Source organism: bacterium (assembly GCA_026708055.1).
Classification (GTDB): Bacteria; Actinomycetota; Acidimicrobiia; order Acidimicrobiales; family CATQHL01; genus VXNF01.
In genome coordinates, this window is sequence record JAPOVS010000011.1 from 1 (window position 1) to 19,508 (window position 19,508).

Annotated in this window: 19 protein-coding genes; 4 read left to right on the forward strand and 15 right to left on the reverse strand. The window is 69.9% G+C overall.

The genetic code is table 11. The annotated features are described in order from the left end of the window. From OXG55_00595 to OXG55_00660, 14 genes are all read right to left on the reverse strand, one after another. Positions 1-1,789: hypothetical protein (locus tag OXG55_00595; GenBank protein MCY4101754.1), on the reverse strand; the 1,789-nt coding region annotated here is incomplete at its 3' end. A gap of 16 nt (positions 1,790-1,805) precedes the next feature. Then, on the reverse strand, positions 1,806-2,567 hold the full coding sequence (locus OXG55_00600) for an SDR family NAD(P)-dependent oxidoreductase (protein ID MCY4101755.1): 762 nt from the start codon (positions 2,565-2,567) through the stop codon (positions 1,806-1,808). After that, positions 2,564-4,390 carry a hydantoinase B/oxoprolinase family protein gene (locus OXG55_00605; protein ID MCY4101756.1) on the reverse strand — a complete coding sequence of 609 codons (1,827 nt, stop codon included), beginning with the start codon at positions 4,388-4,390 and terminating at the stop codon, positions 2,564-2,566. The genes OXG55_00600 and OXG55_00605 overlap by 4 nt, the downstream gene beginning before the upstream one ends. Positions 4,391-4,587: 197 nt before the next feature. Then, complete coding sequence (locus OXG55_00610; GenBank protein MCY4101757.1) at positions 4,588-6,627, reverse strand: hydantoinase/oxoprolinase family protein; 2,040 nt, start codon at positions 6,625-6,627, stop codon at positions 4,588-4,590. 7 nt (positions 6,628-6,634) lie between these two features. After that, the gene (locus OXG55_00615) at positions 6,635-6,850 is read right to left on the reverse strand and encodes a hypothetical protein (protein ID MCY4101758.1); all 216 of its coding nucleotides are present in this window, start codon (positions 6,848-6,850) and stop codon (positions 6,635-6,637) included. 48 nt (positions 6,851-6,898) lie between these two features. Further along, positions 6,899-7,753, reverse strand: coding sequence for a carbohydrate ABC transporter permease (locus OXG55_00620; protein MCY4101759.1), 855 nt, complete (start codon positions 7,751-7,753; stop codon positions 6,899-6,901). Further along, positions 7,750-8,589: a sugar ABC transporter permease gene (locus tag OXG55_00625; protein ID MCY4101760.1), complete on the reverse strand. Its 840-nt coding sequence runs from the start codon at positions 8,587-8,589 to the stop codon at positions 7,750-7,752. Before OXG55_00625 ends, OXG55_00620 begins: the two co-directional genes overlap by 4 nt. A gap of 159 nt (positions 8,590-8,748) precedes the next feature. Beyond that, complete coding sequence (locus tag OXG55_00630) at positions 8,749-10,314, reverse strand: sugar ABC transporter substrate-binding protein (GenBank protein MCY4101761.1); 1,566 nt, start codon at positions 10,312-10,314, stop codon at positions 8,749-8,751. A gap of 299 nt (positions 10,315-10,613) precedes the next feature. After that, positions 10,614-11,012: a type II toxin-antitoxin system VapC family toxin gene (locus tag OXG55_00635; protein ID MCY4101762.1), complete on the reverse strand. Its 399-nt coding sequence runs from the start codon at positions 11,010-11,012 to the stop codon at positions 10,614-10,616. After that, positions 11,009-11,290, reverse strand: a complete 282-nt coding sequence (locus OXG55_00640; protein ID MCY4101763.1) for a type II toxin-antitoxin system Phd/YefM family antitoxin — start codon at positions 11,288-11,290, stop codon at positions 11,009-11,011. Before OXG55_00640 ends, OXG55_00635 begins: the two co-directional genes overlap by 4 nt. Positions 11,291-11,335: 45 nt before the next feature. Continuing rightward, complete coding sequence (locus OXG55_00645) at positions 11,336-12,526, reverse strand: cytochrome P450 (GenBank protein ID MCY4101764.1); 1,191 nt, start codon at positions 12,524-12,526, stop codon at positions 11,336-11,338. A 29-nt stretch (positions 12,527-12,555) separates the two neighbouring features. Further along, positions 12,556-12,885 (reverse strand): ferredoxin family protein, encoded by a 330-nt coding sequence (locus OXG55_00650; protein ID MCY4101765.1) that lies wholly within the window; start codon positions 12,883-12,885, stop codon positions 12,556-12,558. Beyond that, on the reverse strand, positions 12,882-13,301 hold the full coding sequence (locus OXG55_00655; GenBank protein MCY4101766.1) for a hypothetical protein: 420 nt from the start codon (positions 13,299-13,301) through the stop codon (positions 12,882-12,884). Before OXG55_00655 ends, OXG55_00650 begins: the two co-directional genes overlap by 4 nt. A gap of 82 nt (positions 13,302-13,383) precedes the next feature. Beyond that, entirely contained in the window at positions 13,384-15,057 is a 1,674-nt protein-coding gene (locus tag OXG55_00660) for a GMC family oxidoreductase (GenBank protein ID MCY4101767.1), read from the reverse strand. Between the two features lie 65 nt (positions 15,058-15,122). Here OXG55_00660 and OXG55_00665 point away from each other — a divergent pair, with 65 nt between their 5' ends. From OXG55_00665 to OXG55_00680, 4 genes are all read left to right on the forward strand, one after another. Then, positions 15,123-15,764 (forward strand): XRE family transcriptional regulator, encoded by a 642-nt coding sequence (locus OXG55_00665; protein ID MCY4101768.1) that lies wholly within the window; start codon positions 15,123-15,125, stop codon positions 15,762-15,764. A 2-nt stretch (positions 15,765-15,766) separates the two neighbouring features. After that, positions 15,767-17,107 (forward strand): FAD-dependent oxidoreductase, encoded by a 1,341-nt coding sequence (locus OXG55_00670; protein ID MCY4101769.1) that lies wholly within the window; start codon positions 15,767-15,769, stop codon positions 17,105-17,107. 81 nt (positions 17,108-17,188) lie between these two features. Then, on the forward strand, positions 17,189-18,376 hold the full coding sequence (locus OXG55_00675; GenBank protein ID MCY4101770.1) for a CaiB/BaiF CoA-transferase family protein: 1,188 nt from the start codon (positions 17,189-17,191) through the stop codon (positions 18,374-18,376). 31 nt (positions 18,377-18,407) lie between these two features. After that, positions 18,408-19,181, forward strand: coding sequence for an enoyl-CoA hydratase-related protein (locus OXG55_00680; protein ID MCY4101771.1), 774 nt, complete (start codon positions 18,408-18,410; stop codon positions 19,179-19,181). A 53-nt stretch (positions 19,182-19,234) separates the two neighbouring features. On the opposite strand, the gene OXG55_00685 is transcribed toward OXG55_00680, so the two are convergent. Continuing rightward, positions 19,235-19,456, reverse strand: coding sequence for a DUF433 domain-containing protein (locus OXG55_00685; GenBank protein ID MCY4101772.1), 222 nt, complete (start codon positions 19,454-19,456; stop codon positions 19,235-19,237). Positions 19,457-19,508: the final 52 nt, after the last annotated feature.

Below are 19,508 nucleotides of genomic sequence, written 5' to 3' on the forward strand. Positions count from 1 at the left end.
CCCCGCGGCGGCGGCGCACGAAGATCGGCTCGACGAACCGGCCGGGCCGCCCGCGCGCCCGGACGTAGGGCATCGGCAACCCGTGCGGGGCGATGAAGGAGGACAGGCCGCGCTGCATGGACGTGAACTGCTCGCGGTCGCGCAGGATCTCCGGCAGCGCCATGGCGTAGCGCAGGTCGATCTCGCCCGCAGCGACGCCGAAGGCGATGGCCGAGTAGGCGCGGTACGTGTAGACGGTCCCCGCACGGTGGCCCACCCACCAGTAGTCCAGGGCCCGCCCGATTGCGGCGGTGATGACCGGATCGGGGATGCTGCGCAGCGCCATCATCAGCCTGTAGCTGGACGCCACCGTGTAGACGTCCTCGATCTGCGGCACGAGGTCGAGGCGGATGTACGGCGGGTCGCCGGGGCGCTCCAGCGTGGGGTCGATCTGGCTGAGGCAGTAGAGGAACTGACCGTCACCGCGCTGGATGCCCCGGTCGAGTCCCCAGCGCATCGCGGCCAGGCCGGCCTCGGCGCCGCGGCGGGCGTCCGGGTCGCCGGTCCGCTCGGCGTACATGGCCAGGAAGGCGGTGGCGCCGGAGTGGGTGTTCAGCACGCAGCGCTCGTCGGTGTAGCCGAACTCGTTGATGTAGCCGCCCCAGCGGTACCACCAGGCCCCGTCGGCGACCTCGGTGTGGCCGTTGGCCGGCGGCGGGTTCGACACCCAGAAGTGCACCGCCCGCTCGGCCGCCTGCAGGAAACCGTCGTAGCCGGTGGCGTCGTAGGCGTCGAGCAGGAACATGCCCGAGATGTAGGTGTCGTACATGTGGTGGTGCTCCGGCGGGAGGTTCATGAATTCGACCCCCTCGTACCAGCCGCCGTGGCGGTTCTGCGTGTCGATCAGGGCGAACGCCTTCTTGATTCCCGAGTCGCGGTAGTGCTCCTTGCCGGTGAGGTGCCAGAGCGAGAAGTCCTCGTTGCTCCAAGTGAAGCGGCGGCGAGCCAGCACGTTCAGCCCGAGCGGCCTGGTGATGAGTTGGTCGTAGGGGCGATGCAGCGCCCCCTCGGTGATGGGCGGCCCCAGCCAGCGGTCCTCGGTCTCCCAGACCCGCTGCTCGGCGAACTCGCCCTCGGGGATGTAGCGGACCTCGTCGCGGTGGTCGTAGCGCACCTCGTGACGCAACGCGGTACGGAACTCCTCGCTGTCGACGGGCCCCCGCCGCAGGAAGACGGCAGCCTCGAGGGTCTGGCCTGGCGCCATCTCGACGGGGAACGCCGAGACGACGGCAAGGGCGCCACTGTCGGCGTCGGCGGTGAGCACGCTGTCGGCGAGTGTGCGGTGACCGTGAGCACCGACATCGTTCCACGAAGCCAGCCAGGGGTACTTCTTCACAGCAACGCCGACAGCGGCCGAGGACCCCAGCAACACGCCCGAGGCATCGGCCCGGTCGACCGCGGCGGCCGCCGCGTCGTCCAGCGCCACACGGGGCAGCTCCACACGCTCCACAACGAGCGCGCTCTCGGCACGGACGCTCGCGTAGAGATGCAGGTTCCCGGTGGTGTGCGCATCCCAGCAGAGGCGCGCCGTCACCCCGTCCCCACCGAGGTGCTGGACGATGCGACCCATCAGCGAACTCTGGATCGGCGTCTCGGTGCGCACGTGGCGCAGCCGAGACCCGTTCACGGACACCCCGACGTCCAGCGCGCCGAGGTCTTCCACCTCCACGCTTCCCGTGTCCGGGTCGAAGGTGAGTCGACCGAAGCCGGACGTCACCCCGATCATCGTTGTGGGTCGATCATTCGACACGAGTGCCCCTCCCTGCTCAGAGCCCGCTGGCCACGGCCAGGGACTCGCCGGTGATGCTCGCCGCCGCATCGCTGCTCAGGAACAGCACGGCCTCGGCAACCTCCCCGGCGGTCACGCCCCGCTTGATGGGCTGGGCGGCAACGGACTCGGCGTACAGCGTCTCGACGTCGGTACCGTCCTCGAGCGACGTGCCAGCGATGCACGTCTCCCAGATGTCGGTGAGAACGTTGCCGGGGCAGACCGCATTGACCGTGATCCCGCTGCCGGCGAACTCCAGTGCAGCTCCCTGCGTCAACGCAACCAGCGCGGCCTTGGTCGCCGAGTAGGCCACGAAACCGGGCCGCGGTGAGCGCGCCACCCACGAGGCGATGTTGACGATGCGCCCGCCGCCCGCCGCCGCCATGTGCGGCGCCACGGCCTGCATCGCCACCAGCGGCGCCCGCACGTTGACGGTGAACATGGTGTCCACCTCGTTCGCAAAGACCTCGCGGATGTAGCCGGCACGGTTGATACCGGCGTTGTTCACCAACACGTCGATGCGACCGAGCCGCTCGGCCGCCTCGTCAACGAACCGGCGCAGCCCAAGGGTGTCGGTCACGTCGAGTCGCCAGGACTCCGCAACCGCTCCGGCCCGGCGCAACTCGGCGGCCGCTGCGTCGATCTCCCCGGTGCGGGCGCAGATACCTACCGCGTACCCGTCCCGGGCCAGTGCCTCGGCGATCGCCCGGCCGATGCCCCTGCTCGCCCCGGTCACCAGCGCGACCCGGCGGTCGCTCACGATCCGGCTCGCATCTCCGCCCGGAGTGCCGCGGTCGCCGCCTCGTCCACCGTCCCGTCGTCGGCGCAGGCCACGCCGTACTCCTCGGCCGCCATGGCCGGGCTGATGAACCCCTGGCGAACGTCTTCGGCCACGCGGTCCGTGTCCCGATCCAGCGGGTCTCCGTAGCCGCCGCCACCGGAGGTCACGGTGCGGATCCGGTCACCCGCCCCCAGGCGCACGTCGGAGAACTTGCCGTTGCAGGCCACGCCGAACGCCTCGGTGAACGTGGTCCAGTCCTCGTCGGTGCTGCGCTGCACCAACATGGCGGCGGTCTTGCCGGGCTCGCCGTCGAAGAGGCCCCAGGGACGGGTCTTCTCCTTCTCGATGAAGCACGAGACGCGGAGGTAGTCGCCGAGCACGCGGAACTGGCGGTAGTAGCCGAATCCGCCGCGGTTGCGGCCGGCGCCCGCCGAGCCCTCGTTGATGGCGAGCGCCTCGTGCAGGATCGGATAGCGGGTCTCCAGGATCTCCACGGGCTGCAGGGCGCAGTTCCCGTTGGGGATGCAACAGGCATTGTTGCCGTCCTTGGTGGCGCGGCCGCCCCAGCCGCAGCCCTCGTTGGTGAGGTTGGCGAAGATCTCGCCCGTGTCCGGGTGGTGGCCGCCGATGCCGACCAGTGCCGAGGTGCCGCCGTCGTGCGCCGAGACCCGCTCGGGCAGGGCGTCGGCCAGCGCCCCGTAGATGGCCATCACCAGGTGCGGGTGGATCTCGGAGTTGCCGCCCACGCTGGCGCCCGGATACGCAACGTTCACGATCGTCCCGTACGGGGCGATGATGCGGACCGGCCGGAAGCACCCGTGGTTCGACGGGATCGAGTGGTCGGTGAGGTGCAGCAGGGCGTTGTAGGTGGCCGACGCCGTGACGCCGTAGGTGCAGTTCACCGGCCCCAGCCGCTGCTCGCCGCTGCCGGTGTAGTCCACGGTCATGCTGTCGCCGTCGATGGTGACCCGTACCTGCAGCAGCGAGGACTCCTCGGTCACGCCGTCGTTGTCGATGACGATGTCGGAGAAGTCGTAGACGCCGTCGGGCATCTCGGAGATCTCGGCGCGCATGCGGCGCTCGGAGTAGTCCTTGATGGCCCTGCCGAGGACCCCGAATCGCTCCGTACCGTGCTTGTCGACGAGTTCCAGCACGCGCCGCTCCCCCACGTACAGCGACCCGATCATCGACTTCAGGTCGCCGTAGGACATCCGCGGCGTGCGGACGTTGGCCATGATGATGTTCCAGACGGCCTCCACGTCCTCGCCCCGATCCACGATCTTCAGCGGCGGGATGCGCAGTCCCTCCTGGAACACCTCGGTGGCATCGCCGGCGAAACCGCCGGGCACCTTGCCACCCACCTCGGTCATGTGCCCGATGCAGGACACGAAGGCGACCAGTTCATCGTCGTAGAAGACCGGCTTGATGACGCAATACTCGGGCAGGTGGCAGCCGCCCCGGAACGGGTCGTTGTGGAAGACCACGTCCTCGGGGTTGAAATTCTCGGTGCCGACCTCGTTGATCGTCCACTCGACGACGAAGAGGATGGCGCCGAGCTGCGCGGGGCAGAACTCGGCCTGCGCGATCATCTCGCCGCCGGCGTCGAAGATGGCGCAGGAGAAGTCCAGACCCTCGTTGAACAGCGGCGAGTAGGCCGTGTTGCGCATGGCGATGCCCATCTCGCGGGCGGTCGTGACGAGGAAGTTGTTGGCCACCTGCAGGGTGATCTGGTCGACCTGGTCGCTTGCGGGCGCAGCCGCCTCGGCGGCGGTCGTGTCGGGAGCGGGAAGCGTCTGTGTCATCGTGCGGGCTCCTTGATCGTCTCGTTCGTTGCGGTGTTGCGGGAGCGTGGTGATCGAGACCGGCCGATACTGCCGACCGGAGTCCACCAAGCATGGATTCCGGCTTTCGCCGGAATGACATCGGGAAAGGTGGTTAGCAGCATCCTTCAGCGGTTTCGTCGGGCTCTTCAGGTTCGTCGATATCGAGGGCCGGGGGCTCAGGTGGGCGCCACGTGGATCAGCAGGTTGCCGTAGTCGTCGACGTCCACCCGCTCGCCGGGATGCACGAGCGTGGTGGACATGGCCTCCTCGATGACGGCGGGCCCGACCAACTCGGTGCCCGGCGGCAACTGCTCGCGGCGGTAGATCCTCGTCGGCACCCAGCCTGCTTCGCTGACGTAGACCGGCCGCTCGTCGATCGGTGCGGCCGACCCGCCGGGCGGCAGCGGGGCCAAGCCGGGGTTCTCGTTCACCCCGACCGCGGTCATGGTGAACAGCACCAACTCCACGATCTCGCCGGGGATGTCGTAGCCGTACAGCCGGCGATGCTCGGACTCGAAGCGGTCGATGGTCTCGGCGAGGTCCTCCGGGCCGAACGCCCAGTCGCTGAGCGACAGCACCACCGAGGTGCCGTAGTTCTGGCCGCTGTAGCGCATCTCCACCGTCGGCTCCAGGACCGGCGTGCCGGTGTAGCCCTCGGTGGCGATCCGGTGCAGCGCCGTGTCCCGGAGCCGCCGCACCAACTCGGTGGCGCGGTCGAAGTCCACCAGATCCGAGCGGAAGCTGGTGGTCACCGACTCGTCCACCCGCATGTCGGCGGTCATCAGACCGAAGGCCGAGAACACGCCCTGGTAGACGGGCACCAGCACGTCGCGCGCCCCGATGATCCGGGCCAGGGCGTTGGCGTGCAGCGAGCAGGCACCCCCGAAGGAGACCAGGGTGAAGTCCCGCGGGTCCAGGCCCCGGTCGATGGACACCAGCCGGATGGCGTTGACCATGTTGAAGTCCACGAGATCCACGACAGCCGTGGCCACGTCCTCGGGCGTCATGTCCAGTTCGTCACCCAGCCGTCCGAGGGCAGCGCGCGCCGCCGCGGCGTCCAACTGCATCTCGCCGCCGAAGAAGCTGTCGGGGTTGATGCGTCCCAGAGCCACGTTGGCGTCGGTGACGGTGGCCTCGGTGCCGCCGCGCCGGTAGCAGGCCGGTCCGGGATCAGCGCCCGCCGAGCGCGGCCCCACCCGCAGCAGGCCGCCCTTGTCGATCCAGGCCACCGAGCCGCCGCCCGCCCCGATGGTGCGTACGTCCACCATCGGCGCGTACACCGGCAGCCCCCATTCGATCTCGAACTCGGCGGTGCGGTTGGCCTGGCCTCCCTCGATGAGGCTCACGTCGAAGCTGGTGCCCCCCATGTCCATCGAAATCAGGTTCTGCCGCCCCACGAGGCTCCCGAAGTACAGGGCGCTCAGCACACCGCCGACCGGTCCCGACACCAGCAGGTCCACCGGCTTGGCCGACGCCGCCCTGTGATCCACGAGACCGCCGTTGGACTTCATCATCAGGAAGTTGGCGTCCACGCCGATGGGCGCCAGGCCGGAGGCCACGTCCTCGATGTACTCGCCGACGAGCGTCTTCAGGAAAGCGTCGGCGAGCGTCGTGCTCATCCGGTCGTACTCCCGCCAGCGGGGATACACCTCGTGACTCAGTGAGACCCGCGCACCCGGGCACTCCTCGGCGATGATCTCCCGCATCCGCAACTCGTTGGCGGGGTTCACGTAGGAGAACAGGAAGCACACGGCGATGTCCGAGAGCCCCTCGTCGCGCAACCGGCGAGCCGCCTCCCGCGCGCCCTCCTCGTCGAGGGGCTCGATGATCTCCCCCTTGTAGTTGCAGCGCTCGTCCACCTCGAGGCAGTGCCGCCGCTCCGCGAACGGGATGGGTTTGTCCCACTGCAGGTCGTAGTGGTGCTTGCGGTTCATGCGCTGGATGAACACCATGTCGCTGAAACCCCGCGTGGTGATCAAACCCGGCAGTTGGTGCTTGCGCTCCAGCAGCGCGTTGGTCGCCACGGTGGTGCCGTGCACCAGGTCGCGGATCGTGCTGTTGTCGATCCCGGCTCTGCCGATGACGTCGTTGACGGCCCGGTGGGGCTCCCCCGGCGTGCTGGCCGCCTTGGTGACCCGTACCTGACCGGACTCCTCGTCGAACAGCGCCAGGTCGGTGAACGTCCCGCCGATGTCGATTCCCATGCGAACAGCCACCGCTGCGTCACCTCCTCCGGCCGATGCCGGCGCCGGCGCCGGTGACCCAGCGGCCCCGGTCGGCCAGGCCGTGCATCTCGACGTATTCGTCACGGCAGATCTCCGAGCAGAAGACCAACGGTTCGCGCCCGCCGCCATCGGCCTCGATGCGCCGCTGACGGTCGTGGATCATGATCCCGCACCGCTCGCAGTGGGGGAACTCCTGCTTCACCTGGATCGCCATCGGCGCCGCCTCCCGTCTTCGGTGCTCTCCGGTCGCTGCCGGCCCCGGTCAGCCCTTCACCGCGCCGAAGGTCATACCACGGATCAGGTATTTCTGGATCACCAGCGCCAGCAGCACCACCGGCAGTATCCCCACGACGCTCAGGGCGGCCTGCGGTCCCCACTCCAGGCCCACGGCCTCGCTGAAGTAGGCCGAGAGCTGCACCGGCACCGTGAAGTGCTCGTGGCTGGCGAACACCAGCGGGATGAAGTACTCGCTCCAGCCGAAGATGAACGTCAACAGCGTGGTTGCGGCCAGCCCGGGCGCGCTGAGCGGCAGCGCGAAGCGCGTGAAGATCGAGAACCACGAGCAGCCGTCGACGCGCGCCGACTCCTCGATCTCGAGGGGGATCTCGTCGAAGAACCCCTTCATCAACCACACCACGAACGGCAGTTGGAAGGCCGTGTACAGCAGGATCAGGCCCCGGTACGAGTCGTACAGCCCGACGTCGGTGAACATGATCAGCAGCGGCACGGCGAACACCACCGGCGGCAGGAACTTGATCGACAGGATCCAGGTCACGATGTGGCGCCCACCCGTGCGGAACCGCGAGAAGCTGTAGGCGGCCAGCGAGCCGATCGTCATGGCCGCCACCGTGGCGATGCCCACGATGATGAGGCTGTTCCACAATGCGCCGGCGCCGTCGTCGTCGGTCCACATCTGGGTATAGCTCTCCGCGGTCCAGTCGCCGGGAATCCAGACCGGCGGGTCGGAGACCCACTGCGCCTCCGGCTTGAACGACGTGAGCACCACCCACACGACCGGCAGCAGCGCCACCAGCAGCGCCACCAGCAGCGCGGCGGTGAGCCCGGCGTTGGTGCCGGCGCGGCGCAGCGGCGAGCGGCGGGAGCGGACCCGGCTCACCGGGCGGCCCTCACGACCGAGCGCACGGCGAAGAACACCACGATGCTGAGCCCGCCGAGCATCAGCAGAGCGGCCGCCGCGCCCATACCCAGGTCGAAGAACTTGAAGGAGAGGTTGTAGATGTAATACGTGATCGTCTCGGAGCTGATGCCCGGTCCGCCACGCGTCGCCAGCGCCACCAGGTCGAAGGTCCGCAGCAGGTCCAGACCGCGCAACACCAGGGCGATCAGGAGGATCGGCTTGATCGACGGCAGCACCACGTGCCAGAAGAGCCGGAAACCCTTGGCGCCGTCCACCACCGCCGCCTCGAGCTGGTCGCCCTCGGTGGCCAGCAGCCCGGCCAGCAGGATCAGGAACATGAACGGGCCCCACTGCCAGGTGTCGGCGAGGATGATCACGACGGGCGCCAGCGTCGGATCGCTCAGCCACTGGATGTTGACGTCGCCGGGCCACAGGAGGCTGAGGATCTGGTTCAGGAACCCGAAGCTGTTGTTGAACGCCATGCGGGCGGTGAAGCCCACCACCACCGGGGCGATCATCATGGGGACCAGGATCCCGGTGGCCACCCAGCGGACCCGCTGGTAGGCGGTCCAGAACAGCAGCGCCATGCCCAGGCCGAACAGGAACTCCAGCGCCAGCGCCGAGGAGGCGATGATCAGCGTCTGCTCGATGGAGTTGATGAACCGCTCGTCGTCGAAGAGCAACTCCCGGAAGTTGTCGAAGCCGACGAAGGGTCGCGCCGGGCGTGTGACCTTCCAGGTGTGGAGGCTGATGTAGATGGCGTACCCGAACGGGTAGGCGGTGAGCCCCAGCAGGAGCAGCACCGCCGGCGCCACGAAGAGCCAGCGGCTGCGCGGCCGCCGCAGGGCCCGGCTGCGGCGCCGGGCGCGCCGACCCCCGAGCCCCGCAGGGCCCGGGGGTGCGGCCCCCGAGAGGCCCGGGGAGGCGGCTACCTCAGCCGGCGCCGCTGGAGCAGCGGGTCCCGGTTCGATGGCCTAGCCGGCGATCGAAGCCAGGAAGTTCTGCCAGACCTGCAGTTGCTCCTCACGCCCGTAGCTGTCGGTGATCTCGTCCCACGCCTCGGCGGCGTCGTCGAGGGCCTCCTGGGGCGACTTCTGGCCGGTGAGGGCGTTGCCGAGCTCGATCTCGAGCGCCTGGGCGTACTCGCCGTAGCCGGGCAGCACCGGGTCGGGAACGGCCTGGGCCAGGTTCGCCTTCTGGGCGTCCAGGTACTCATCGGCGCCCGGGAAGATCTCCGCCATCGACGGGTCGGCGAAGATGGAGGCGCGCACCACGTCGGTGTTGCCACCCAGGTTCTGGTTGGCCTTGATCAGGTTCTCCGGGCTGGTGAACCACTGCGTGTAGAGGTAGGCGGCCTCCTTGTTCACGTCGGCGTAGTTCGACACGAGGATCGTGTAGCCGGGCGCCGACATGGAGCGCTGGTTGACCTGCCCGTCCACGACGTAACCGGGCACGGTGGCGTAGCCCCACTTCCCGACGGTGGAGGACGTCTCCGGGTCGTTGGCGTTCTTGCCCGCCGCAGGCCAGGTGATGTTGGAGAAGGCGGTGCCGCTGGTCATGGCCTCCACCGATTCCACGTAGCCGTAGCTGAGAGCGTCGGGGGACATGACGGCTTCCATGGCGATCATGTCCTCGAGCGCCTGCACGCCTGCCGGGCTGTTGACGGCGGCCGACATGTCGTCGTGGAAGTAGGTGCCCCCGCCCGACCAGAGTCGCTGCCAGAACCACCAGTAGTTGAGGAGGGTGATGCGCCACTCGGTGGCGCCGTACAGGTTCTCCTCGGGACGGGTGAAGAACTCCAGCACCTCCATGTACTCGTCGTAGGTCACCGGCACGGTCAGCTCACGGCCGTACTGCTCGGCGAAGGCCGCCTGCTCGGCGGGATCCTCCAGCAGATCCTTGCGGTAGTAGAAGATGAACACGTCGCCGTCGGTGGGCAGACCCACGTAGCGCCCGTTGTACTGCGAGGCGGTGTGGCTGATCGGGAAGATGAAGTCCTCGATGTCCGGGTCGTAGCGCTCCACCCATTCGGTCACGTCGACGAGGTAGCCGGCGTTGTCGAGGTCGCCGAGGCGGTTGGTCTCGACGAGGACCACGTCGAAGGTGCCGGCCTGGGTGGCGGCGTCGGCGAGGATCTTGGAGGCGTACTCCCCGAACGGCGACTTCTGGATGTCCAGCTTGATGCCGGATTGGGCCTCGAAGTCGTCCTTGGTGACCTCCGGTCCCAGGATCGACAGGTCCTCGGTGAACACCGTGATCGTGGTGTCCGGCGGCAGGTTCAGCGCCTTGATGCCGGCAATGGCCCGCTCGGCAGGCGTGTCGCCGGTGATCTCGGCGGCCGCCGGCGGCGGAGGCGGCTCGTCGGCAGGAGGCGGTGGAGGCGGCTCATCCGCCGGAGGTGGAGGCGGCGGCTCCGGTTCTGCCGCCGGCGGTGGCGGAGGTGGCGCCGTCGTGGAGTCGTCGTCATCGCCTCCACAGGCGGCCGCAATCAGACTGAACGCTGCGAGCAGCGCCAGAAGCACGGACAGGTGTCGTCTCATTGTTCTTCCCCCAATGCGTGTTCACGACGGAAGGCCGGGGCCAGGCGCCCGACCTGGATCAGACGCCACACTGTAGCCGCCCCGCGACGCCGGGTTTCCGACGTCCCCACGGGACGGCCCGGCGGCGCCGCGGTCCAGGGACAACCTTCGCGGTTCTGATGCACCGATCGCTCGGGGCCTGGTCCTGGTCGCCCTCGACGCCGGCAGATGCCCGCCGCGCCCGCGGCGCGGCGACGACCGTGCTGCGAGAGTGAGGCCGGGAGGCTGGTGGGCGCGTGGCCGATCTCGCCTCGCGCGGCTCAGCGGACAGCGTCGAGGCGCTGCAACGGGCCCGGCCAGTCGAGGAGATGCCGATCCGCCGTCACCAACCGATGGCCTTCGAGCGCCGTGGCAACGATCAGCCTGTCGGCAGGGTCGGCAACGAAGTCCGGCAGGTTCGCGGCGCGGATCCCGATCTCCCCGTCCACGGCCACTTCGACAAGGCCCTGTTCGATCTGCTCGCGTCGCCACCGTTCGATCTCCTCGGGAGCGCGGATGCGCCCCTTCGCCCGCAGCATCGACACCTCCCAGAACGAGAATGCCGAGACGCACACCTCCCCGTCCCGCCAAGCTCGGTCGATCTCCAGTCGGGCGCCGGCACCCAAGCGCCGACTTCCCTCCCAGAGCCAGAGCAGGACGTGGGTGTCGAGCAGGATCACGGATTGAGCACCCGGTCCGGGTTGCTCTCGGCCTCCCACGGAACATCGATCGGCGCGATGATGTCGCCGAGGATCTCTATCCGACCTCGGTAGGTCCCGAAGAGGCTCTTCGGCCGCTCCCGGTACGGCAACAACCGCGAGACCGGCCGGCCGTTCTTGGTAATGACGATCTCGCCGCCGTTGTCAGCCAGATCGTCCATGAGCTTCAGGCACTTGGCCTTGAACTCCGAGGCCTTGATGGTCCGGACACCGGTCGGCTCCGGATTCGCCGTTGACATGATTCGCCTCTCCACTCGCATCCCAGGTGACCACATCATAGTCACCTACAGCGCAGGCGCGAACGTTGCGGGGATGTGGGCTCGGCCGTAGAGGATGCCGACGCTGCGGGGCCAGCGGACCTCGGCGTGCAGCACGGTGTAGTCGCCGAGGCGCCGGAGGGTCTCACCGAGGACGACCTGCATCTCCACGCGGGCCAGGTGCGAGCCGAGGCAGCGGTGGCCGCCGACGCCGAAGGTGAGGTGGCGGTTGGGCCGGCGGTCCAGAACCACGTCGGCGGGGCTTTCGAACGCCTCCGGGTCGCGGTTGGCCGAACCCCAGAGCAGGAACACGGTCTCGCCGGCGGGGATCGGGCACCCACCGATCTGGATGTCACGGGTAACCGTCCGTGCGAATCCCTGCACCGGGGCCTCGAAGCGCAGGAACTCGTCCACGGCCGCGGGCAGCAGGCTCGCATCGGCAGCCAGGCGGCGGCGCTCGTCGGGGTGCCGCTCCAGATACAGCAGGGCACTGCCGATCGCCGCCATGGTGGTGTCGAAGCCGCCGATGGTGACCATCATCAGCAGGTCCACGACCTCGTCGCGGCTGAGCGTCCCCTCGCCCTCGAGACCGAGCAGGTGCGTGATCATGTCGTCGCGGGGCTCGGCGGCGCGCCCCGCCACCTCGGCGGCGAAGCGCTCGCGGATGGCCCAGGTGCCGGCGCGGGCTGCTTCGTGACTCGGGTCGTCGGTGGGATAGGCGATCAGGTCGTGCAGCGGCTCGGCCAGGATCGCCCAGTCCTCCGGCGGCAGACCCATGAGTTCCAGCGTGGTCATGGCCGGCACCGGGGCGGCCAGGTCGGTGATCAGATCGCAGCGCCCCGCCTCGATGAACGCATCGATGGTCGTCGTGGTGAAACGCCGGATCTCCGGCGCCATGGCCTCGGCGGCGCGCTGCGTGAAGTACGGGAACAGCGCCGACCGGTAACGCTGCAGGTCCGGCGGGTCGGCGTTGAGCGGGATCAGGCGCCCCACGCCCGTGGCGGGCAGAACAACCTCGCGGTCCGAGGAGAACGTCTCGTCGTCGCGGGCCGCGGCGTACACGTCCTCGTACCGGGACAGCACGTAGAACCCGCCGTAGGTCTCCGAGTAGGCCACCCGCGCCGCGCGCAGGCCCTCGTAGATCCCCCAAAGGTCGGTGGCGAAGTCCGCAGAATGGTGATCGAAGCGGACGACCGGGCAGCCCGACGACGCGCTCACCGGACCGACGGTAGCGGCTCGTGGACCGATCAGCCGGGAGAGGGATCGGGCCAGGAGGCGACGAGAGGGTGATCCTCCTCGCGGGGCTCCAGTCCTTTGGCGCCGCCCGGGGCGCCCAGGCCGGTCAGCTCGAAGAAGCCGGCGTTCGCCTCGGTGAACGGCTCGAAGTCGGCGGGCAGGAACGCCTCGGGGTAGATGGCCTCGACGGGGCAGGCCGGCTCGCAGGCGCCGCAGTCGATGCACTCGTCGGGCTGGATGTACAGCATCCGCCCGCCGACGTAGATGCAGTCCACGGGACACTCGGCCACACAGGATGCGTCCTTGACGTCGATGCAGGGCGGTCCGATGACGTAGGTCACGGGGCCTCCCGGTAGCCGGGGTGGCGCTCGTAGACCCGCTCCAGCATGTCCAGGTAGTCGGGTTCGCCGGCCACCGAGAGCGGGTTGGGCTGCTGACCGGGGTAGCCGATGAGCTCGCGCACCTCGGGACTGAGGTAGTAGGCGCCCACCACCGCCGTCGACAGCGCGGCGAAGTCGTCGGGCCGGTGGGCGGCGAGTTGCCGGATGAACGCGTCGAGACCGTCGAGAGGCGCCTCGTCGAGCAGCGCCAGCAGCGGCTCGGCCAGGACGGGGGCGGCGGCGAGGGCCCGATCCAGCAGGTCGCCGGCCACGCCCACCGTCGAAGCGGCCGGCATACCGAGTCCGTCTCGGACGAGCACGTCGGCGATCTCGGCGAGCATCGCCCGCTGCGGCGCCGTTGGACGCGAGTCGCTCATCGGCCCGCAACGCCGAGCGCGGCATCGTGGCGCCGGGCGCCGTCCGGCGCCGCCGGAGCCATCGCCGCGGACGGCTTCGGGCTCACAATGGCACCGCTTGGGCGGCGCGTTTCTCGATCATGCGGTCGGCGACGCGGAGGGCGTTCGCCATGATCGTGGCCGTGGGGTTGGCCGAGCCGCCGGTCACGAAGACACCGCCGTCGATCACGTAGAGGTTGGGAACATCGTGCGTGCGGCACCAGCGGTCCACCACCGAGTTGGCGGGGTCGTCGCCCATCCGCGTGGTGCCCAGTACGTGGCCGACACCGGTGGGCCAGAGATCTCGCACCATGGTCGAGGTGGCGCCGGCCGCCTCGGCGGCATCGACGGCCCGTGCCTCGTTGAAGTCCAGCATGCGCCGCGAGTTCTCCGACAGCCGGTACTCGATGCGGGCGGCGGGCAGTCCCGAGGAGTCGCATGCCTCGGGGTCCAGCACGATGCGGTTGTGCTCCTCCGGCAGGTCCTCCGCCTGGATGCCCCAGGTGAAGGCGTGCCCGAACACCTCCGCTGCCGCTCGATGGAAGTTCTCTCCCCAGATCGCCTCGAACCCCTCGTGCCGGCGAGCATCCTGAAACTCCGCGACGGCGAACATCGGCCCGCCGTGGGGCATGACCATCCACTTGGCGCCGCGCACGAAGTCCCTGCCGGGACGGGTCTCGGCGAACTCCAGGGAATAGATGTTCTGCCCCCAGGGGCCCTCCCAGCTGTCAAGGCGCTCCTCGCACACCGCAGTCACGGTGCGGTACGGGTGCTGCATGAGGCGCCGGCCGACCAGCCCGGAGGAGTTGGCCAGACCGTCGGGGAAACGCGCCGAGGTCGAGAGCAGCAGCAGGCGGGCGGTGCCGACGGCGTTGGCGGCCAAGAGCACCACTCGTGCCCGCTGCAGACGCTCGACCCCGTCTCTGTCGAGATACGCCGCACCGATCGCCCGTCCCCGGCTGTCGAGGGGGACCTCTGCCACTCGGGCGCCGGTTACGAGGCGGGCGCCCGAGGCGAGCGCGCCGGGCCAGTGAGTGAGCGACGGCGTCGCCTTGGCGTTCTCGGGGCAGCCCATCATGCAGGTGCCGCGGCGCTGGCACGCCTGCAGAGCGCCGTGGGGCCGGGAGGCGATGGCGTTGGCGCCGGGCCACCAGTGCCAACCGAGGCGGTCCATGCCTCGCGCCGCCGCCATGCCGACCTTGCCGATGGGCACCGGCGGATTGGGGTAGGCGGCCGTCTCCGGCAGCGCGGGATCGCCGGCCAGGCCCGACACCGACAGATCGTGGGCCACCCGGCTGTAGGGCTCGGCGAGATCCGGCCAGCCGATGGGCCAGTCGTCCGCTGCGCCGTCGAGCGAGCGCACCCGGAAGTCCGAAGCCAGCAGCGGCTGCCACATCGCCGCCCACTGCACCAGTCCCCCGCCGACGCCGTTGTACATCACGGGGCGGATGTCGGCGTCGCCGGTGAGCGGGTAGTCGGCCCGATTGCGGCGGGCGTTGGGGTCGGGGCTCCAGCGCTGCACCCAGGCCAGCTCGGCCTCCGGGGTGGCGCTCATGTAGTCCGCCGTGTGCGCCCAGTCGCCCTGCTCCAGGCACACCACCTCGAACCCTGCGCCGGCGAGGCGGGCGGCGGCCACCGACCCGGAGGCGCCGGAGCCGACGATCAGGACATCGGCGACGGAGTCCCCGCCGGAGTCAGCACCGGCCGGCTGCACGAGGTCCGCGCGAGTCGCCGCCACGGGCTCAGCCCCGCCTCCGCAATGTCAGCATATTGAAATACTATATTTTAGTGAAGGAGGCTGTGATGCACCCGCCCGCGCACGATAGTGACACCCTGCACTGGCACGCGTCGGGCGCCGTCGTCGCGGCGGCCACCTCGGACCGACCTCCGCTGACCGTGCAGGCCGTCGGCAGTGAGATCAAGCGCCTGCGGAAGCTGCGAGGCCGGACGCTCGAGCAACTCGCCTCCGGGGCGGGCGTGAGCGCCGGGCTGCTCTCGCAGGTGGAGCGCGGCCAGGGCAATCCCTCCTTCAACACCCTCGTGCAGGTGGCGCACGCGCTGGGCATCCCGGTGGCCCGGCTGATGGCCGGCGAGCAGATCTCGTCGCCGGTGGTGCGGCGCAGCGAGCGGCGACGCCTGAACCTGGGTTCCAACGACCATCTCGTCCTCATGGAGCTGCTCACGGCGCGCCTCGACAGCGCGTTGGAAGCCATCCACATCGTGGCCGAGCCGGGCTACACCACCGAGGACACACCGTTCGTGCACGACGGCGAGGAGTTCGGCATCGTGCTGGAGGGCACCCACGCCGTGAACGTGGGCGGGGCGCACTACGTGCTGCAGGCAGGCGACTCGATCTCCTACAGCTCGACGATCCCCCACTGGTACGAGAACCCGGGCGAGGTCACGTCGGTGTCACTCTGGGTCGTCACGCCGCCGAGCTTCTGAGAATGGGCGGCATCACGCGACCGGCAGCGGACGCCCCCGTGGTGGCGCGCAGCGACGTGGTGGTGGTGGGCGGCGGTCCGGCCGGTCTCGCGGCGGCGGTGGCGGCCGCCCGCAACGGGGCGAGCGTCACCCTGCTGGAGCGCTATGCGTACCTGGGCGGCCTGGCCGCAGGCGGCATGGTGCTGGTGCTGGACGACTTCGCCGACGGGGCCGACGAGATCACCGTGGCCGGCATCGCCCAGGAGATGGTGGAGCGCCTCGAGGCCCGCGGGCTGGCGGTGTACCCGCCCCCGGAGGACCGGGTCCTGAGCGACGAGATGTGGCGGCGCTGGTCGCGCTGGGGGCTGTTCGACCTGTACGCCAGGGGGCCCCGGAAGTCCATCGTCTACGCCGTGGCCTTCGATCCCGACGGCTGGAAGCGGGTCTCCAACGACCTGGCGGAGGAGGCGGGAATCAACGTGCGCCTCCACTCCTGGTACTCGGCGCCGATCATGGAGGGCGACACCATCAGGGGAGCGATCTGCGAGACCAAGGCCGGCCCGCAGGCCGTCCCGGGCGACGTGGTCATCGACGCGAGCGGCGACGGCGACGTGGCGGCGAGCGCCGGGGCCCCGTTCGTGGAGGGCTCCTACATGGTCACGACGGTGTTCCGCCTCGGCAACGTGGACACCGAGGCCGCCGAGCGCTTCGAGTTCGAGCAGCCCGCCGAGTGCCACGCCGTGAACCGGGCGACGCGGCGCATCCTCGGCGGCTCCTGGGCGCTGTGGTGGCTGAAGACGCCGCTGCCGGGCGTCGTGTGGTGCAACTGCCCGCACATGACCGGCTACAGCGGCCTGAGCGTCGAGGACCTCACCGAGGCCGACCGCGAGGGCCGCAAGAAGATCGCCGCCACGGTGGAGTACGTGCGCCAGCACTACCCCGGCTTCGAGAAGGCAGTGGTGCTGGACGTGGCACCGCAGATCGGCGTTCGCCAGTCCCGTCTCATCGAGGGCGAGTACGTGGTGACCAAGGACGACGTGGTCAACCGGGCGCACTTCGCCGACAGCGTGGCCCGGGGCCGCGGCTACTACACCCCCTACCGTGCCATGCTGCCCCGGGGCGTGGAGCAACTGCTGGTGGCCGGTCGCCACTACTCGGTCACCCCCGAGGCCCAGAAGCTCTCGAGAGAGATCCCGCCGTGCATGGCAATGGGCGAGGCTGCCGGCGTTGCCGCGGTCGAGGCCCTAGACAGCGGCGTGACCGTGCGCAAGGCCGACGTGGCCGCCATTCAGCGCAGGCTGCGCGCCCAGGGGGCCGACCCCGGCGACATCCCGTCCCCGCGAGCCCGCCTCGGAGGAAGCTGACGAGTGTCACACGTGTCCGATCGACCGCAAGCACGTGATTCCGGCGGCCCTGCTCGTCGATCCGGCGAAGGCCGGAATCCAGTGACCGACGAACCGTGCGAGCAGCCCCTGTCGGGGGTCAGGGTCCTGGACTTCTCCCAGATCATGATGGGACCGGTGGCGACGCAGTTGCTGGCCGACCACGGCGCCGACGTGCTGAAGGTCGAGCGGCCGGGCACGGGGGACATCTTCCGCCACGCCCTCGTGGACCCCGACGGCACCGAGCACCCCGCCTTCGGGGCCGTGAACCGCAACAAGCGCAGCCTGGTGATCGACGTGCGGGCACCCGAGGGCCTGGCGCTGATCGAGGACCTCGTGCGGGAGGCCGACGTGGTGGTCAACAACTACCGCCCGGGGGTCATGGAGCGCCTGGGGCTGGGCTACGAGCGGCTTGCGGGCCTGAACCCGCGCATCGTCTGGGCGCAGGGCACCGGGTTCGGCACCGAGGGCGCCTACGTGCGCAAGGGCGGCCAGGACATCCTGGCGCAGGCGCTGACCGGGGCGATGTCGCACAAGGCCGACGACGACCACCCCACCGCCATCTATCCCATCTCGCTGGCCGACTACACCGCCGGGATGAACATGGTGCAGGGCATCCTCATGGCCCTGCTGCAGCGGGAACGGACCGGCCGTGGCCAGCGGGTGGAGGTGTCGCTGTACGACTCTCTGCTGGCGATGCAGATCCTGGAGGCCACGATGGCGCTGATGGACCGCCCCACCCTGAACTGGGCGCGCATGCCGATGGTGGGCACCTTCGCCACCACTGACGGCGAGATCGTGCTGGTCGGCGCCTTCAAGCCCAACCCGCTGCGCGACATCTGCGCGGCTCTGGGTCTGGAGGACCTCTCGAAGCATCCCGACTTCGCCGGCATGGAGGCGCAGGCCGCCAACAAACCCCGCCTGCAGGCCCTGCTGGCCGACGCCATCGGGCGCTTCAGCACCGCCGATGCGGTCGAGCGGCTGGAGGCGCAGGACGTGCTCTGCGCCCCGGTGCGCACCCTCCCCGAGGCGCTGGCGGATCCGCACACCGCCCCCATGATCACCGAGACAGCCCGCGACGGGCGGGCGCCGCTGCGATCGGTGGCCTCACCGGTGCACCTGCCCGAGGTGCCGCCTGCGCCGCACCGCCCGCCCCCCGGCCTCGGCGAGGGCGCCGCCGAGGCGCTGGCCGGCTACGGCATCGCGCCGGAGCGGATCGAGGCGCTGACCGCCGCGGGGGTGCTGGCATGAGCGTCGACCCGCACCCCCGAGGAGCGCCGCGGTGAGCATCGATCTCGTCGTGAGCGACCATGTCGCCCGGGTCACCATCAACCGCCCGGAGCGGCTGAACGCCATCGACGAGGCCCACCAGGAGGATCTGCGGCGCGCCTGGGAGGCGATCGAGGCCGACCGGTCGGTGCGGGTGGTGGTGCTCACCGGCGCCGGCGACCGGGCCTTCTGCGCCGGCGACGACATGCGCGCCGAGGGACGCACCGGGATGGACTACTGGCTGGAGGCCCGCCCCGACGGCTTCGGCCACCTGACCCTGCGCCGGACCCTCGACGTGCCGGTGCTGGCCAGGGTCAACGGCTACGCCCTCGGCGGTGGCCTGGAACTGGTGGTGGGCTGCGACCTGGCGGTGGCGTCGGAGAACGCCGAACTGGGTTTCACCGAGCCCCGGCTGGGTCGCCTGCCCCTCGACGGCGGCATCGTGTCGCTGGCGCGCCAGTTGCCCGCCAAGCGGGCCATGGAGGTGCTGCTGACCGGTCGCCGGTTCACTGCCGCCGAGGCGCTGGCGCTGGGACTGGTGAATGAGGTGGTCCCCGCCGCCGACCTCGACGCCGCGGTGGACCGTTGGCTGGAGAACCTGCTGGCGTGCGCCCCGCTCTCGCTGCGGGCCATCAAGCAGATCGTCCGCCGCACCGCCCACATGACCGCCGCCGACGCCCGCATGGCCAACCTCCCGGCGCTCATCGAGGTGCTGAACTCAGAGGACGGCGACGAAGGAGTCCGGGCATTCACCGAGAAACGCACCCCCCGCTGGCAAGGACGCTGAACCGCGACCCCTGCCCGGCGGCCTATCAGGGGATAACCAGCAGCGCCTCCGCCTCACGCGGTTGTGGCCAGGCGACGCTCACGCAGCGCCGCGAACTGGATCGCCGCGCGAACGTGCTCCTCGGTCAACTCGGGGAAGTCGTCAACGATCTCAGCGGGCGTCATCCCCGACGCGAGGTAATCGAGCACGTCGTAGACGGCGATCCGGGTGCCTGCAAAGCACGGCTTCCCGCTCCGAACGCCCGGGCGAGTCTCGATCGTCGCACACAGATCCACCTGCGACAGGTTACTCGGTGCCCGCTGCGGGTTGACAGATCGACCGACTTCT